This window comes from Bacterioplanoides sp. (assembly GCF_965219715.1).
Classification (GTDB): domain Bacteria; phylum Pseudomonadota; class Gammaproteobacteria; order Pseudomonadales; family Oceanobacteraceae; genus Bacterioplanoides.
Genome location: NZ_OZ244785.1, coordinates 3,220,038 through 3,237,005 on the forward strand (window position 1 = coordinate 3,220,038; position 16,968 = coordinate 3,237,005).

At 50.2% G+C, this 16,968-nt stretch carries 15 protein-coding genes; 4 read left to right on the plus strand and 11 right to left on the minus strand.

Annotation, left to right across the window (positions count from 1 at the left end; translation table 11 throughout):
- Positions 1–23 precede the first annotated feature (23 nt).
- Positions 24–1,259 (minus strand): imelysin family protein, encoded by a 1,236-nt coding sequence (locus tag ACOQOZ_RS15140; RefSeq protein ID WP_420588990.1) that lies wholly within the window; start codon positions 1,257–1,259, stop codon positions 24–26.
- Positions 1,260–1,273: 14 nt separating this feature from the next.
- On the minus strand, positions 1,274–1,930 hold the full coding sequence (locus tag ACOQOZ_RS15145; RefSeq protein WP_420588991.1) for an HAD family hydrolase: 657 nt from the start codon (positions 1,928–1,930) through the stop codon (positions 1,274–1,276).
- Positions 1,931–2,173: 243 nt separating this feature from the next.
- Here ACOQOZ_RS15145 and rppH point away from each other — a divergent pair, with 243 nt between their 5' ends.
- Together rppH and ptsP are read left to right on the plus strand one after the other, a co-directional pair.
- Entirely contained in the window at positions 2,174–2,665 is a 492-nt protein-coding gene (gene rppH / locus ACOQOZ_RS15150; protein WP_420588992.1) for an RNA pyrophosphohydrolase, read from the plus strand.
- A 23-nt stretch (positions 2,666–2,688) separates the two neighbouring features.
- Positions 2,689–4,977 (plus strand): phosphoenolpyruvate--protein phosphotransferase, encoded by a 2,289-nt coding sequence (ptsP, locus tag ACOQOZ_RS15155; RefSeq protein ID WP_420588993.1) that lies wholly within the window; start codon positions 2,689–2,691, stop codon positions 4,975–4,977.
- Positions 4,978–5,005: 28 nt separating this feature from the next.
- Here the strand turns inward: ptsP and ACOQOZ_RS15160 are convergent, their stop codons facing one another.
- From ACOQOZ_RS15160 to ACOQOZ_RS15175, 4 genes are all read right to left on the minus strand, one after another.
- Positions 5,006–5,572 (minus strand): DUF882 domain-containing protein, encoded by a 567-nt coding sequence (locus ACOQOZ_RS15160; RefSeq protein ID WP_420588994.1) that lies wholly within the window; start codon positions 5,570–5,572, stop codon positions 5,006–5,008.
- A gap of 183 nt (positions 5,573–5,755) precedes the next feature.
- Positions 5,756–7,552: a L,D-transpeptidase family protein gene (locus ACOQOZ_RS15165; RefSeq protein WP_420588995.1), complete on the minus strand. Its 1,797-nt coding sequence runs from the start codon at positions 7,550–7,552 to the stop codon at positions 5,756–5,758.
- 168 nt (positions 7,553–7,720) lie between these two features.
- The gene (locus ACOQOZ_RS15170; protein WP_420588996.1) at positions 7,721–8,479 is read right to left on the minus strand and encodes an NRDE family protein; all 759 of its coding nucleotides are present in this window, start codon (positions 8,477–8,479) and stop codon (positions 7,721–7,723) included.
- Positions 8,479–8,799, minus strand: coding sequence for a DUF3817 domain-containing protein (locus ACOQOZ_RS15175; protein ID WP_420588997.1), 321 nt, complete (start codon positions 8,797–8,799; stop codon positions 8,479–8,481). The genes ACOQOZ_RS15170 and ACOQOZ_RS15175 overlap by 1 nt, the downstream gene beginning before the upstream one ends.
- Before the next feature lie 292 nt (positions 8,800–9,091).
- Here ACOQOZ_RS15175 and ACOQOZ_RS15180 point away from each other — a divergent pair, with 292 nt between their 5' ends.
- On the plus strand, positions 9,092–9,742 hold the full coding sequence (locus tag ACOQOZ_RS15180) for a hypothetical protein (RefSeq protein ID WP_420588998.1): 651 nt from the start codon (positions 9,092–9,094) through the stop codon (positions 9,740–9,742).
- 10 nt (positions 9,743–9,752) lie between these two features.
- On the opposite strand, the gene ACOQOZ_RS15185 is transcribed toward ACOQOZ_RS15180, so the two are convergent.
- The 4 genes from ACOQOZ_RS15185 to ACOQOZ_RS15200 all read right to left on the minus strand — a co-directional run bounded on the left by ACOQOZ_RS15185 (position 9,753) and on the right by ACOQOZ_RS15200 (position 14,649).
- Positions 9,753–10,439: a hypothetical protein gene (locus tag ACOQOZ_RS15185; protein ID WP_420588999.1), complete on the minus strand. Its 687-nt coding sequence runs from the start codon at positions 10,437–10,439 to the stop codon at positions 9,753–9,755.
- A gap of 145 nt (positions 10,440–10,584) precedes the next feature.
- Entirely contained in the window at positions 10,585–12,264 is a 1,680-nt protein-coding gene (locus ACOQOZ_RS15190) for a long-chain-fatty-acid--CoA ligase (protein ID WP_420589000.1), read from the minus strand.
- A gap of 165 nt (positions 12,265–12,429) precedes the next feature.
- Positions 12,430–13,623 carry an acetyl-CoA C-acetyltransferase gene (locus tag ACOQOZ_RS15195; protein WP_420589001.1) on the minus strand — a complete coding sequence of 398 codons (1,194 nt, stop codon included), beginning with the start codon at positions 13,621–13,623 and terminating at the stop codon, positions 12,430–12,432.
- Positions 13,624–13,932: 309 nt separating this feature from the next.
- Complete coding sequence (locus tag ACOQOZ_RS15200; RefSeq protein WP_420589002.1) at positions 13,933–14,649, minus strand: DUF481 domain-containing protein; 717 nt, start codon at positions 14,647–14,649, stop codon at positions 13,933–13,935.
- Between the two features lie 235 nt (positions 14,650–14,884).
- On the opposite strand from ACOQOZ_RS15200, the gene ACOQOZ_RS15205 reads away from it, so the two are divergent.
- Positions 14,885–16,258 carry an MATE family efflux transporter gene (locus ACOQOZ_RS15205; RefSeq protein WP_420589003.1) on the plus strand — a complete coding sequence of 458 codons (1,374 nt, stop codon included), beginning with the start codon at positions 14,885–14,887 and terminating at the stop codon, positions 16,256–16,258.
- Positions 16,259–16,295: 37 nt separating this feature from the next.
- Here ACOQOZ_RS15205 and ACOQOZ_RS15210 read toward each other — a convergent pair whose 3' ends face one another.
- The gene (locus ACOQOZ_RS15210) at positions 16,296–16,925 is read right to left on the minus strand and encodes a hypothetical protein (protein WP_420589004.1); all 630 of its coding nucleotides are present in this window, start codon (positions 16,923–16,925) and stop codon (positions 16,296–16,298) included.
- Between the last annotated feature and the right edge of the window lie 43 nt (positions 16,926–16,968).

The window sequence follows — 16,968 nt, forward strand, 5'->3', positions numbered from 1 at the left end:
ACAATGGCGGGCACTGGGACTATTCAGTGTCGCGCCAGATCTTCGCTGCGCGGTAAGCGCAGATTTAAACTGGCGGCAGACTTTTCTAATAACGACAGCAGGCCAATAAACTGCTGTCGTACCTGCTGATTCACTTCTGCGCTGGCCAGTCCCTGTTCCTGCCACAGTGTCAAAGTTTGCTGCAACTCAGCAAACTGCTGTTGCCAGTTTTGCTGCAACTCAGCATTCAGCAGACTGATCACCGCATTTGACTGTTCCTCGCTACCCAACATCAGGGTTTTCAGTCCATCACTGATGGCGATGATGTCATCGATACCGGTGTTACTGAACTCGCTGCTGTTGGTGCCCAGGCGACGGTCGAGTAACTCTTTCGACAGCAGTGACTGACCCGCCATCATCGCCGCCAGTAACGCCTGGTTGGGCTGGGTTTTGCTCAACAGTTCGGTGTAGTAACCATTGCTTGGTTGCCAGCGACGTTGCAGGCGATGCAGTTGCTCAAGCAATTGATCGGACAACAACTGTACGTACTGACGACGGCGGTTGTGATTCTGTATTTTAAGAACGGTCGCTGGTGTCGCGCTGGTGCTGTCTTCGCTATCGCTATTCCCTTCGCTTGGCATCACTACTGGTGCGGTATTTTCTTTGGCGATAAAGTCACCGGCTTCGCGGTCACCATTGGCACCCCACAGCATAAACTCCAATGGGTGATAGCCCAGGCTGGCGTAGCTAGGGTCGGAGAAGCCATGCTGTGCCAGCAGGCTTTCTTCATTCAGCTCTAGTGCCAGGTCATTCACAATGCCGCTGAACGGGTAACCGGGTACGTGATCAATATAGCCACCTTCTATCGGCCAGCTGTCGAGCAATGCGACGGTGGTTTTGTAATCGATGCCTTTCTGGCGCCATTCAGCCGGATCTTTTACTGGCAAATAAGTGTAAATCAAGGTGTTCAGGTAAGCATCGTAAGCCTGACGCCAGGCGCTTTGTACCTGAACCAGATGCGTTGCGTCGGGCTGATGCAAAAACGCAGACAGACGCTGATCCAGCTGTTGTGCCTGCTGTGTCGCGTGAGACAAGCTGGTGTAGGCGCTTAAGCCAAGGAACGAATGAAAACCGCTGGCATCAACCGTTTGCTCAGCACCGGAGCTGATTTTATCGGCTACGGTGCTTACCGGAGTGGTCGTCGCTGACTGATCGCAGCCAGATAATGCGATAGCAGTCAGAAGCAAAGCGGTGCTGGTCGTACGGCTGAGCGCGGCCATGCTGAAGTTCTCCGTTACAGGCAAAGGCTGATGATTGGCCAGTTCTGTTCTGTTGCACGTTGTTTCAGGGTGTCATCTGGGTCGACGGCTACCGGATTATCAACCTGTTCCAGCAGTGGCAAATCATTATGAGAATCGCTGTAGAAATAGCTGCCGCTGAGATCCAGCTGCTTATCAGCCAGCCATTCCTGCAGGCGGGTAACCTTGCCCTGTTGGAAGCTTGGAATACCTACTATGCCACCGGTATAAGCGCCGTCAATAAACTCCGGCTGTGGCGCAATAATGTGGTCGATAGCCAGAATGTCAGCGATCGGTTCCGTCACAAAACCGTTGGTAGCGGTGATGATCAGCAGAGTATCGCCGGCTTCTTTGTGCTTGCTGATCAGATCGCGGCTCTTCTGGCTGATCAGTGGCTCGATACGTTCCTGCAGAAAACGCTCACGCTCTGCCAGCATCAATTCCAGCGGATGCTCCGTAAGTGGCTTTAGAGCAAACGCCAGATACTCATGAATATCCAGAGTGCCCGCTTTGTATTGCTCATAGAAGTGATCGTTACGGCGCTGATGCTCTGCCGGATCCACCAGATTGCGGTCAACCAGGTATTGTCCCCAGGCGTGGTCGCTGTCACCAGAGAGAAGCGTGTGGTCGAGATCAAAGATTGCTAATGCCAAAAGAGTCAGCCTCTTTACGAAACAAGATAAAAATAAATCGCTATTCTAAGGGCAAGACTGGATTCTTTCCTTATAATTATGAGTTTCTAACCGATATATGTTTACAACTTCCTGGTTCTAACGAGTCTGCTGGCACAAGTTGGCGGAAATCGCTCCTTTTACGCTGTAATACGGTGATTTACTTGACCTTTGCTTGGAAATCAGCAAGTTTTGGAAGCATATTAAACAGATACGGACGGCATTGTGATTGATGAACAGGGTTACCGCCCCAATGTCGGCATCATACTTTGTAACGACAAAGGTCAGGTGTTATGGGCGCGGAGAATTGGTCAAGATGCCTGGCAGTTTCCCCAGGGGGGAATAAAAAAGGGTGAATCCCCGGAAAAGGCATTGTATCGGGAACTGACTGAAGAAGTTGGCCTGACAAAAAAAGACGTGCAGATCATTGGCAGTACCCGGGGTTGGCTCAGATACCGGCTGCCGCGACGCATGATCCGCCATGACAGCCATCCGGTGTGTGTAGGTCAAAAACAGAAATGGTATTTGCTGAAGCTGACCAGCGATGATTCCGCCATTAACGTTCGCGCCAGTGATAAGCCTGAGTTTGATGGCTGGAGCTGGGTCAGTTACTGGTTTCCGCTGGGCAAAGTGGTGGCTTTTAAGCGCGATGTTTATCGCCGGGCGATGACAGAGCTGGCGCCGCGAATCGCAAAACTACAGCGCAATAACGGATAGCCTAATCACAGGTACAGGAAATTATGCTCGATATTCTCAGACGCATCGTTCAGGAGGTCAGCTCAGCCAATGATCTGACTGATGCCCTGAAGGTCGTTGTGGCCCGCATTCGCGAAGCCATGGAGACCGAGGTGTGCTCTGTTTACCTGTACGACCCAGATATCAAACAATATGTGTTGATGGCCACTGAAGGTCTGAAACAAGAAGCCGTTGGTCGTGTGACGCTCAGTTCGTCCCAGGGCCTGGTTGGCCTGGTCGGCGCCCGTGAAGAACCTCTGAATATCGACGATGCGCCGTCGCACCCCAAATTCCATTTCGTATCTGAAACCGGTGAAGACCCGTTTCTGTCTTTCTTAGGTGTCCCCATTATTCATCACAAACGGCTGATGGGTGTGATGGTGGTACAGCAACGGGAAAGCCGCCAGTTTGACGAAAGTGAAGAAGCATTTCTGGTTACCATGTCAGCTCAGCTGGCGGGTGTTATCGCTCACGCTGAAGCAACCGGTAATATTCTTGATCTGCCGACTCAGAAATCCTCAAAAAAGAAAAAGAGTGCCCGCTTTAACGGTGCTCCCGGTGCTCCTGGTGTTGGTCTGGGCACCGCATTCGTTATTACTCCGGCAGCCGATCTGGCATCGGTCACCGATAAAGAACCTAAAAGCATCGATCTTGAACTGGCTCGCTTCGACGAGGCATTGGAAGCAGCACGTAACGAAATCAAAAAGCTGGGTGGCCAGCTGAAAGGTGAGCTGCGGCCGGAAGAGATGGCATTGTTTGATGTCTATCTCAACATGCTCGATGACAACGCTCTGGGCGCCGAGGTGAAAAACCGCATTCGCAATGGCAACTGGGCTCAGGGGGCATTGCGTGAAGTGGTGATGGAATATGTTGGCCACTTCCAGTTGATGGAAGACGTTTACCTGCGCGAACGTGCGACTGATATTCGTGATCTTGGCACCCGCATTCTGGCCCATCTGCAGGGCAATGAAACCAGTACCAGCGACGAAGATTTTCCGGATGACACCATTCTTGTCAGTGAGGAACTGACGCCTTCAATGCTGGGGGAAGTGCCATCCGATAAGTTACGTGGCTTGGTTTCAGTAAAAGGCTCTTCCAACTCACACGTCGCTATTCTGGCCCGGGCCATGGGTATTCCGACGGTGATGGGTGTGGTTGATGTCCCTTATGCTCAGTTACATGGCCTGGAACTGATCGTTGATGGTTATCGCGGTTTGTTGCTGTCGTCACCAAACGAAGAGCTGCGCGAAGAGTACCAGGCGATTTATCGCGACGAACAATTGCTGCAGCAGGACCTGCAGGGGTTAAAAGATCTGCCGGCAGAAACTCTGGATGGTCATCGCATTCCATTGTGGGTAAATACAGGCCTGATCACCGACGCACTGCGTAGTCTCGATCGCGGTGCTGAGGGTGTTGGCCTGTATCGCACCGAAGTTCCTTTTATGATGAAAGATCGTTTTCCCAGTGAGAACGAGCAGCAAAAAACCTACCGCCTGCAGCTGGAGACCTTTGCTCCGGCACCGGTGACCATGCGTACGCTGGATATTGGTGGCGATAAGGCACTGACTTATTTCCCGATCAACGAAGCCAACCCTTTCTTAGGCTGGCGCGGCATTCGGGTAACGCTCGACCACCCGGAAATTTTCCTGGTGCAGGTGCGGGCCATGCTGAAAGCCAGCGAAGGTCTGAATAATCTGCGCATTATGTTGCCGATGATCAGTCACACCAGTGAAGTGGATGAAGCGTTGCACCTGATCTATCGCGCCCACGCGGAAGTTCAGGAAGAAGGCTTCCAGGTAGAGATGCCGGAAGTTGGTGTGATGATTGAGGTTCCCGGCGCGGTTTATCAGATCAAAGAACTGGCCCAGCGAGTCGACTTTTTATCGGTTGGCAGTAATGACCTGACTCAGTATCTGCTGGCGGTCGACCGCAACAATCCACGAGTTGCCGATCTTTATCAGGCCTTTCATCCAGCCGTATTAACTGCACTGAAAACCATTGCAGAAGGCGCGCGTGAGCAGAATACGCCGGTCAGTGTCTGTGGCGAGCTCGCCGGGAATCCACTTGGTGCTGTACTTCTGATTGCGATGGGATATGACATGTTATCGATGAACTCGACTAACCTGCCGAAGGTGAAGTCGATTATGCGTGGTGTCAGTCTGGAATGGGCCAGGGAGTTACTGGACGAAGTGATGCAGATGGACAGCGCGCCGATTATTGTTGCGACAATTCAGTTGTCGTTAGAGAAGGCGGGCTTTGGCCGGATCATCGGCCCACAGGGCGCCAAAAACTAATCGTCTTCAGCGCCTATCAAGGCTGCTCTTACCCCTGCCAGTGACGGCGACGTCCGGTATCAATGTGGATAAAACCACTTTTCGGGTAATAACCCACACCTCCTGAACGCATGGCAACGGCTGCTTTGTGCAAATGACGGTGCGACACCCCCGGAATACGGATATCAATCGCTTTACCCTGCATATGCATACTGCCCTCAGCAACACCGCCGGATTGGCGACGCAGGTCGGCGTTAGTCTTCGGAGCGCGGTATGCGGAAACCACGTACAGAGGCTCTTTTGAGCCAAACAGGTTTTGCAGGTGATAGAGCTTTTCATACAAGCGGCGCTGCATCGCCATCGCTTGATTAGCCCGGTGGTCGCGCATCAACAGGTCAATCTGTTGCACTTCATCATCAACAAACTGACCATCGGCCCAGAAGGTTGCCTGTAAAGATTCACCGGTGTGAATGTTGTACAACTTAAGCGTACGTTCTTCGGCAATTTTCTGATCTTGTTTGAATTGTTCTGCAAAGCTCAGCTGGCTGGTACCCATCAGTGCGGCGGCACTTCCGGCTCCGGCTAGTTGTTTCAGAAACTGACGACGCGCTGGCATCGGACTTCCCCGTTACATCAATTAACATTGCGATATTCCGGCAGTATGCCTAATACCAAAGCTGAGTAGTCGGTTATCTCTGATGTGTTGTGGGAAAAAGTCTCCAATGTCACTAATGACATGAAAACTTGTGTAACCAGCTGTCGTAAATCGCCTGTTACTGATCCGACTATGAATATCGGATCAGAGGCTGACGGCTGGATTGGTTGGAGCAAGGCCTGCAATCAGGTCACGCTTATAGATATCATCACGCATGTGTAAGCGGCCATCTTCGTCTACCCAGCTGGTCCAGTACATCAGGTAGACCGGAACCTTCTCATGCAAACGAATACGGGTGGTACGGTTCTGATCAATCGCATTATCGATGTTAGAACGGTGCCAGCCTTGTTGGCCGCGCAACAGCTTCTCAGCCAGCAGGCGTGGTTTCTCTACCCGCACACAGCCTGAGCTTAATGCCCGCTTGTCCAGGTTGAACAGCTGCGGCTGAGATGTGTCGTGCAGATAAATGTCTTTATCATTCGGGAACAGGAATTTAATGGTGCCCAGCGCATTGTCTTTACCGGCCTTCTGGATCAGGCGGTAAGGGAAGTAACGAGCGTTGAGTTTCTTCCAGTTAATCGTCTTCGGATCGATAAACTGATCAACGCCATTTACCTGCTGGATCACCTGATAACCTTTCTGGTGCAGGTAATCCGGATTACGTTTCAGTTTTGGCAGTAAGCTGGTTACAGCAATACGGCGTGGTACTGACCAGGTTGGCGCCAGTTCCAGGGTACTGATTTGCTGCACCATAACCGGCGTGCGGCGTTGCAGGTTTCCAATGATTACCTTCATGTCGATTTCTGCTGAATCACCATCCATCAGCTGCAGACGATAGTCGGCCATATTAACCATGACATGGCGCTGACCCAGGTCGCGTGGCAGGTGGCGCCAGCGTTTCATATTCAGCGCAATTTTCTGCGCCACTTGATACGGCGGTACGTTCAGATGTTGCAGTGTGGCTTTATCCACAGAGCCGGTTGCATTCAGATTGTGGCGCTTCTGGAAGTTTTTCAGTGCGTCACTTAACGACTGATCCAGCAGGAACTCAGCCCGTTGCAGATCAAACTGTGCATTTTTTGCCGGAGATAAAGTGCGTTCCGCCGCATCTTTAAATAACCATGACAGCGCGCCTTTTGGCAGGTCACCGTATTGGCTCAGCATCCAGCGCATGTGTGGTACTAAACGATGGCGCTCGCCTTGTTGCAGCGTCAGATCTTCTTCCAGCGGATACCAGCGACCGCTGTTGGCGATATCGCGGTAACGATTTAATTCTTTACGCAGGCGCAGGTAGCCCGGGTGTGACGGTGTCAGATTATCGACCAGGTTATCCAGATCGTTATTAGCGATGGCCTGATTCAGCAGATCGACAATTTGCTCTTCACTGATCTGACTGCCGACGGTGTTGGTCTGGCTGAGTGCCACTTTACGGATTGGGTGATCGCCTTCGCCGGTATCGGGCAACAGCTCTGAGTTAAGTGCTTGCTTGGCGTAGGTGACAAAGGCATCGGTCAGCAGAACTTCGACCGCGGTGGCTTGTTTCGGGATGTTCGACAGGCGGCTGGTTTCGCGTTCCAGCGTTGCCAGTTCGTAGCCATAGTTGCGCCAGTCATCGGCAGCGGTTTCACGCAGCACCTGCAGTAATTCCTGACCGGCCTGGGTCAGCTCATAGCTGTCCATCCAGACGGGTTGATAATCGCGGCGCAGGTAGAAAGGTTCGATGGAACGGACATGCTTAAGACGCACCTCACCCGCCACACGTCGTGCGGATTCGATCAACCAGTGCTCCATATATTTCTGCGCCACTTTAGGTGGCATATATGGCTTGGTATTGATGCTCGCCGCCAAAGCCGCAAACAGCAGTACCATACAGGCAATGGCAATCCAGCCTGTGGCACCGATCGCTCGGGTGGGTTTTGACGTTGGGGTTAAGGTATCCATGCCACAAAGTATGGACGGCGATTTGCCGAAATGTGACACGAATCGCGCTACGGTTTACAAATATTTGTAAGCGTATGCAACAAGGTGGTCGCGTCAGATAAGAGTTTCTTTGTGACTCAATGACTTAGCGGTGAAGTTTGTAACTCATTGAATTGCGACGAATTTTCGTCAAGTACGAATTTGGTACCGGAATTCGTGGCAATTTTCACCCTGCTCATCCCAGCTGATTTCTTCCAGCAAAATGTGCTGTTCAGAGATACTGATTGCACTGGAGCAACGGGTGCCATAAGTCGGTGTGTGGATAAACTGACTGGAGAGCATTTTCTCCCAGATAAAAGGCACGCCGGTTTGTGGCAGCTGATCATCGGCAAAGGGTTCGCGTCGGTCGAGCAGGCTGCCCGGCAGCTGGCTCGTTGCATCATGCGTGTTCAGCCACTGCTGTAACTGTTGCTTGGCCAGCTCGGTTTTAGGCCAGGGAGTATCAAGATGGGCATTACTTAAACCGTAGTGACCCGCATCGAGTGCTCTGGCATCAAAGTGTGGATGATTATTGGCGTACCATAGCTGTTGTCCGTCGAAACACAACAGATTAAACAGACCGTAACTGTCTGCCTTGTCACTTAACGACATCATGTACGACTCCGCAGAATCGTCAGATGTCAGAAAGTCGAGCACCAGATGGCCGCGGGACACTGGATTCTGTGGTCCTTCTCCGGGAGCGCGGATATTGGTCAGTGCCGCGAAGCGGCGATTCCGGGTTGCGCCCAGCCAGGTCCCACCTTGTTCAAGGTCTTTGCCGGCAAATAAACCGGGATGCTCCGGCCACTCAGCCATTGGCGCAGCAGGGCGCTTAAAAAACTCATCCCGATTGGCGGCAACTATCAACTGTTGTTGCTGCGGTTGCCAGGCAAAGCTGATCAGGCACATCAGTGGTTTTCTTGCAGATTTTTATCGACGGCTTTTTTGATCGCCCAATCGAATACAAACGGGCCAAACGGCAGGATTGCTGCCATCACCCCGGCAGGCATTCCCCACAGAGGAAATTTCACCCGATGTGCGGTCATCAGCAATACCACCAGGTAGGCAATAAACAAAATACCGTGGGCTGAGCCCGCAAAGCGCACTGCTTCATTAACTCCCATCATATATTTCAGTGGCATGGCCACACCCAGTAACAGCAGGAAAGACATACCTTCGAGGAAACCAACCTGGGTCAGGGTGCTGAGGGGATGATTGGACTTAAACATAAACAGAACTTACTGCGGCAAAAAAAAACAGTCAGGATTCTGCATGAATTCGGTGATTGCGCCAAGTTTTAACGGTTGGCGACACACTTTTTGAATTGGAAATAAAATTGAGACAATGAGTTTTTTCAGAGCACTTTTAAGCGAGAAACTGGATCAACCCCATTGTTACTGGGATTTCGTGATTGTTGGCTCGATTGGGTTAAATTGTTGCGATTTATGGAATAAAACAGGCGGAACCCGTCTTATAGAATTCGCTCAAATTGGAAACTTTGTCGGTTTGTGAGAGAGAGCGATGAGTAAAAAAGCCTACCTGATCCCTGGGCGCTGGGCCATTGGTTCAGTTGCCATTTTGTCTTTAATTCTGGCCTGGTCAGTGATGATGCAGGGCCTGCATATTCTGTATGACGAAAATCATATGATGGAGCATTTACAGCTGGTGTTAATTCTGGCTGCCGGAGTGGTATTTTTCCGCAGTGACTGGTGTGAAATGGAAGATGTTTCGCCGGAAACGCGCAAGCATTTACGCTGGCTGGCGATTACTGCAACGGCATTAATGTTCAGTTTTCTGATTCGCGAGATGAGCGTCAAACATTCGGGCATTGACTGGTTAATTTACATGGTGGATGGCCGTGGTTTTAAAATTCTGATGCTGGCGATCTGGATCCCGTTACTTGTGATTCTGGGCCGCAACTTTTCCGTGTATTGGGGACTGATGAAACAGGTAATGAGCAGTCATTTCTTCCTGTTTGCCATGATGTCGATGGCATTGCTGTGCGTTGGGGCGATATTCGATAAGGAAATCCTCAAGCCGGAATTCTTCCGCTTTTATGAAGAAGTGGCCGAGCTGAATGGTTACGCCTGGTTGCTGGCATCGGCATTGGCGTTTGAGCGTAATATGGCCGAAGAGCAGCAGGATATGCTGCTGACCGCAGAAGCTTCCTGATTGCGGAGAATTATCCCTGTTGCATCGCGGCTAACAATTTACGGATATCGTTAGCCGTGTGTAACGTCAGAAAAGGGGCGACCTGCTCTTTGGTTGCCAGCACCTTGGTTTTAATAAAACTCCACTTCCGGGTCAGTTTATTACGCAGACTTGCGTGATCTGGCAGCCGGGTAATCATCTCGGACAAAATCTGCGCGTCCTCGTCGATGTTGTTTTCACTGTTGTAAGCTCCGGCTGATACCGCACTGTACATATATTGAGCGAGAATCTTTTCCAGCTTGAGGCGCGCCTGCAGGTAGTTGGAAGCAATGAGTTCGGACTGCTGTTTTGCCAGATTAATCTGACGGTAAAGCTCGTTCTGATAAACGCTTAAGCCAATTTCCAGACGCATATCTGAACCATCAAACACCGTCTCTTCTTTTTCTGCGGTGAAGCCGGATGCCTGTTGCCACTGTTGCTGAATCTGAGGGTAGCGTTCACTGATGATTTGCATCATCTGGTCGCCTTGTTGCCGGGCGTGGCGCAGTTCTTTGGAAAACCGTGGCGCCCCTTCAAAAAATACAAAGGCAGAGAATGCGCTGGATAGCTGATAGGCAGCGATTTCGGCTCTGATCAGGTTATCGGAGTGGTTATCTGACCAGGCTGACACAGGGAACAGGCTGGCTGCGAATACCATAAAAACCACGAGCAAGCGCATACAAAATCCATTTACTGATAAATTAAACAGGGGCGCCAATATAGGCTGGCTTATGACTGCGGGCAAGGGAGTCGCGGAGGGTGGCGTTAATGGTGTTTTGTATGGCTCGATTTGCTCCAGTCTTACGACCGGAGCAATGCAGGGACTATTTTTCAATCAGGTAATTAAAATACTGATCGCGTAAGGTACGCTTCTGTAATTTACCGGTTGCGGTATGAGGTAACTGTTCGACAAAAATAATATCGTCCGGTAACCACCACTTAGCCACTTTGCTTTCCAGGTATTGGTGAATATCCTCTTTAGTCACATCTGCATTTTCGTGTTTTACGATAAACAGTAGCGGCCGTTCATCCCACTTCGGATGTTTAACACCAATCACGCAGGCTTCGTTGACATCCGGGTGGCCAACCGCGGCGTTTTCTAAATCGATGGATGAAATCCATTCACCACCAGACTTCACTACGTCTTTGGCACGATCAACAATTTGCAGATAGCTGTTGCTATCAATCACCGCAATATCGCCGGTATCGAACCACTGATTGCAGTTGTTATCGATAAAGAAAGACTCCGGCTTTTCGTTTTTAAAATACGCGGTTAATACCCAGGGGCCACGCACCCGCAAATAGCCACGACTTTCGCCATCGTGAGCGACTGGTTTATCTTCGTCATCGAAAATTTCCAGCTCGATACCAAACATGGGTTTTCCAGCGGTGGTTTGCAGGCGATAACGTTCATCATCCGTCATCGATTGCATGGCTTTGGTTGGAGAGCCCAGGGTTGCCAGTGGTGATGTTTCCGTCATGCCCCAAATTGGTAATAAATACACACCGTATTCTTTATCCAGCGTTTCCACCAGAGAAAGTGGTGAAGCTGAGCCGCCGACACCGACGGTTTTTACCGAATCCATGCGTAAATTATTACGTTTTAAATAATCGATTAATCCCAGCCACACGGTTGGTACACCCAACATTAAATCGATTTCTGCCAGCTCGATTAATTCGTGCAGACTTTTGCCGTCCATACCTTCCCCCGGTAATACCAGAGTGGCACCCGACATCGGAGCGATATAGGGCATACCCCAGGCACAGACGTGGTACATAGGAACGACCGGCATCACAACCGTGTCAGAACTGATATTGAGTGCATCCGGATTACGGCTGGCGTAAGCGTGTAATACGGTAGAGCCGTGGGAATATAAAACGCCTTTCGGATTACCCGTGGTGCCTGAGGTGTAACACAAGCAGGCGGCGGTATCCTGAGCCAGTGGCGGCCAGCTGAAATTTTCCAGCTGAGTGGTTACGTCGGAAGCGTTAATCAAAGTCTCGTAGCAGCTGACGTTTGGCAATGATGTTTGTGGCATCTTGTCTTCGTCGATCAGCAGAATAAATCCTTTAACAGACGTCAGCTTGTCGGCGATAGGTTCCAGCAACTGAGCAAAACAGGCATCGAGGAAAACGTAGCAGTCTTCCGCATGATTAATAATGTATTCGATTTGTTCTGTGTATAAACGCGGGTTTACGGTATGGCAAATGGCTCCGATACCGGAAATACCGTAATAACATTCGAAGTGCCGATAAGTATTCCAGGCCAGTGTTGCCACCCGGTCGCCTGGCTGAACTCCCAATTGTTGCAGGGCAATGGCTAATTGTTTTGCGCGCTGTAACGCATCGCGATAGTTGTAACGATGAATATCACCTTCTAAGCGGCGACTGATAATTTCACGGGTACCATGATGGGCTGCTGCGTATTCCAGTAAGTCGGAAATAATCAGCGGTTGAGTCATCATATTGCCAGCAGGCGCCGTCGCTACACTCGGGGCAGACATAAGCAGAGTCCTTTGCGAAGAAAAGTTTGATTGCAGAATAAAAGGCAATAATAGTCGCGGCAACCAACTTTGTTGCTGTTGGCGGGCAATTGCTGTTTTTGGCATAAAAAATCCCGCATAAACCGTGTTTATGCGGGATTTCCGTAGGCTGCTAATGAGTCGGTATTAACGCTCAATTGCCAGTGACACACCCATGCCACCACCAATACACAGAGTTGCCAAACCTTTGTTTGCGTCCTGACGAATCATTTCGTGCAGCAGGGTAACCAGAATACGGCAGCCGGATGCGCCAATCGGGTGACCCAGAGCAATGGCTCCACCGTTCACGTTTACTTTCTCGGCGTCCCACTCCAGACCTTTGTTGACCGACAGAGCTTGTACGGCAAAGGCTTCGTTGGCTTCTACAAGATCCAGATCCGCGATGCTCCAGCCTGCTTTTTGCAGACATTTTTTGGTTGCTGGAATTGGACCGGTTCCCATGATTTCCGGATTAACACCGGCGTTAGCGTAGGCTTTGATGGTTGCCAGGATTGGCAGACCCAATTCTTCCGCTTTTGCACGAGATGCCAGCATTACAGCGGCAGCACCATCGTTCAGTGAAGACGCGTTACCGGCAGTGACTGAGCCGTCTTTTTTGAACGCAGCGCGCATACCTGCCAGTTTTTCTTCTGTGATACCAGCGCGTGGGTTTTCATCGGTATCGAACACAATATCGTCGCCACGACGTTGTGGAATCACAACCGGGGTGATTTCGTCTTTAAACTTACCGGCTTCGATGGCTGCCAGCGCTTTAGCCTGGGAAGCAGCTGCAAATGCATCTTGCTCGGCGCGTTCGATTTTATATTCGTCGGCGATATTTTCAGCGGTGATGCCCATGTGGTAATCGTTAAAGGCATCCCACAGGCCATCGGAGATCATGGTATCGACCATGTTCCAATTACCCATACGCTGGCCGTTACGGGAACCTGGCAGAGCGTGAGCAGCGTTAGACATCGACTCCTGACCACCAGCAATAATCACATCCGCATCGCCACATTTAATCGCTTGTGCGGCCAGGTGTAAGGCTTTCAGACCTGAACCGCATACCTTGTTAATGGTCATCGCTGGAGTGGTATCCGGCAGGCCACCTTTAATCGCTGCCTGACGAGCCGGGTTCTGGCCACAAGCGGCGGTCAGTACCTGACCCATTAATACTTCATCAACCAGCTCAGGAGCGATCGCGGTTTTCTCCAGCAGGGATTTAATAACCGTGGCGCCCAGGTCGCTGCCGGAGACACTGGCCAGAGAACCACCAAAGGTACCAATAGCCGTACGGGTTGCGGCAACAATAACTACGTCGTTTGACATTACGTCAGTCATGCTTCACTCCAAATGAGATAATTAAGGGACGCTTTTACCCTTAGCACAGGGTTTATTACAAAAATAATCAGCGATCCTGAAAACTCAGGAATGATACTGGTATTTCTGCGTAAGTAGTATGGATTGTCAGCTTAGGCCGCTACGACCAAGGTGGAGCGTTGAGTTGCACCCAATGACGTCAGGAAGGGGAGAAAAAAGAACCGGGCTCTCACATCAGTTATAAAAACTGGAAAGATGCCCGGCAAGCAGGGTGCTTTTTAGGGAAGATGGTCGCCGACAGATCCTTTCGGACATGCCGTCAATCTTTGATCAGAAGCTATAAACGAAGGTGATGCCCAGCTCGCGATCGGTGTTTTCATTGTCGTCCGGCACTTCTTCCACATACTTGATTTTGTAGGTGATTTTGGTTGCCAGAGCGCCAATGATTTTGCTTTTTAAACCGGTTTCAGATTTGTACGTGGAGTTGTCTTCACCGATATCGGCGGTGAATTCTTCAATAAAAGACACGCCTTCGCTGATTTCCCAATCGAAGTTAGCGGCTAAACGCAGAATAGAATCTTCGTTGATATCGCCGCTTTCTTTTAACTTATCGCGGCGATAACCGGGTGCAGCCTCGAGCGACAGGTTCATCTTTTCTTCTTTGATGGCCCGATAACCGTAACCGACAGAAACTGTGCTTTGGTATTCGAAACCATTAAAGCGGTCGCGCTCCTGGGTGGCATCAATTGCCAGATAGGAACGCTCACTGAAGTTACGATCGAGCTTGATGGCAGCGTTGTATTTCTCTTTCGAGGTGGTGCCTTCTTCTTTACTGGTAAGCGCCGACAGTTTCAGAGACTTATCCCAGTTTTTGCCTTTGTGCTTCAGCTCGAAAGCACCATTGGTGCTGCGGGTGTCGGTGTTACCCGAGGTGTCGATAAAGCCCAGTTCAGCGGAGCCACTCCACGGAGACTGTGGTGCCTCTTCGGCGGCATAAGCAGCACCGGAAGCCATTAATAACGTAGAAATCAGAATTGTTTTGCGCATAACTGGCCCTTATTGCATGGGTCGTGTACTGAATAATAGTTGCAGGTTAACGACCGTGGTGTGAGCGAACAACCGGCCATTAGGTTGATTAAACAAGGTTTTACAATGACTCCGGGACAATATCGGTTTCATGGCAACGCATTGTTCGATATCTGGCATAAAGCCACCACCTGCGGTGAATCAAACTGGTGTAGAGTAACAACCCTGAGATTAATTTTTATGATGAGTTTGATTTGTGAGAGACGCTATTCTCAGCGCACCCGTTGATAAGGTGTTGTATCAGCTGACCAAACCTATGGTGATTGGCATCCTGGCGGTGTTCTTTTTTCAGCTGGTGGATACCTATTTTATTTCGTTACTCGGTACTACCTCGCTGGCCGCTGTTGGCTTTGCGATGCCGGTTACCATGCTGGTGATGAATTTATCGATCGGTCTTGGTATTGCCGCTTCAGCCATTATTGCCAAGGCCTTTGGTGCGGGTGAAGACTTACAGGCGAAACGAGCCGCCATGGCCGCGCTGATGCTCAGTGTGGTATTGGGTTTAGTCATCAGTGTTGTCGGACTTTTGGTTAACGATTATTTATTCCTGTTATTAGGTGCGTCGGAAGAATTGCTGCCGGAAATCTGGAATTTTATGTTGTGGTGGTGGCCGGGTTCGGTGGTCATGTTAGTGATGATGGTGCAGAACAGTTCGATGCGAGCCATTGGTAATACTAAGTTACCGTCACAAATGATGCTGGTGGCTGCTGTGCTTAATGCAGCGCTAGATCCGGTACTGATTTTTGGCCTGGGTCCGATTCCGGCCATGGGCGTTGGTGGTGCTGCGCTGGCGAGCACACTTTGCTGGCTGATTGTATTAGCAGTGATTATGACCAATCAGCGTCGCTCTGGTTTCTTAAGTCGCCACGGAATGACCTGGCAGCAAACCAAAGCGCTGTGGCAGCGTATGATGTCGCTGGGTATTCCGGCGATGGTAACCAATATGATGGTGCCAATTGCCGGTGCGATTTTATTAATTATGGTGGCGCCACTGGGTGAAGAGGCGGTTGCCGGTTTTGGCGTGGGAATGCGTTTAGAGCCGTTTGCCTTAATTGTGATTCTGGCGCTGACTTCGACGCTGCCGACCTTTGTTGCTCAAAATCATGGTGCCCACCAGGACGAACGCATCTTCCAAGCGCTGTTAAGCAGCTTTAAATTTTTACTGATTTTACAGGGAGCGATTGTTGTAACCTTCTGGCTGACAGGCCATTGGTTAGCAGCCTTGTTCTCTGATGATCCGGCAGTACAACAAACCATTATCGAATTTGTCCGTTGGTTGCCAATTGGTTACTTCGGCATGGGTGTGGTGTTGTGTGTGAATTCTGCGTTGAATTCACTGCAGAAAACCAGCCACTCGATGGTACTGAACGCAATTCGTTTGTTTGTGTTTTATGTACCCGGAGCGTTTATCGGATCGTATCTGATGGGTTATAGCGGCCTGTTAATGGGTGCTGCGTTGGGCAATCTGATTATTGGTCTGGTGGTGTGGCAGTTGACCCGCACTGTAGCTAACAACGGAGAAGTGAGTTTAGGGATCACCCGCTTCTCGTTTGAAGATATTAAGCGCTGATAGAATCTTCAGCGCTTAAGTCCAGCCATTGATATATCTAGATCCAACCTTTACTGGCCAGAATCAAAGCAAAAATAATGTCCACCGTGATAATACCCGCAAGTATCTTAACGGCGCGCTTAATTGGCGCGTCATACACCAGATAAGCCATGGTAAAAAACGGCACATATCCAACCAGGAAAATCAGCCAGGGGTTTTCCGCATTCCACCAGGGCCAGGCCCAGTGAATTAAGCCAGCTTTGTTTAAAGCTATTTCAAAAGCTACCGACAGGGCTGAATTGATACCGATAAACCAGAGACGGTTATTAATACCAAAATATTTCACACTTTTATCGGCTGGCATCGCCATGGTTGAAGCAATACCTACCAACATAAAGCCGCATAAAATTTCGATATTCCAGCCAATAAGAATCTGATAGTTAGTTTCTGGTTTAATCCCCCAGACCGGAGCAAATTCACTCCAGTGGCAAACCAGACCGTTCCACAGTTCGTTAAATAAATCGGTAAATAAGAATGCCAATGCGGCAAGAATACGTGACCAGTTCTTCTGATCGGCCTGCCAGAAAAAGACAAGCACGACGATAGAAATAAAAGGAATAACACTCCAGCTTAACTGGGACGTGTCACGTAAAATGGCGAAGGTCGCCTGGGTATTTTCGGTATACATAAGTTCTTTATAACTCCCCCGCCGTTTGGCGGAGGAATATTGC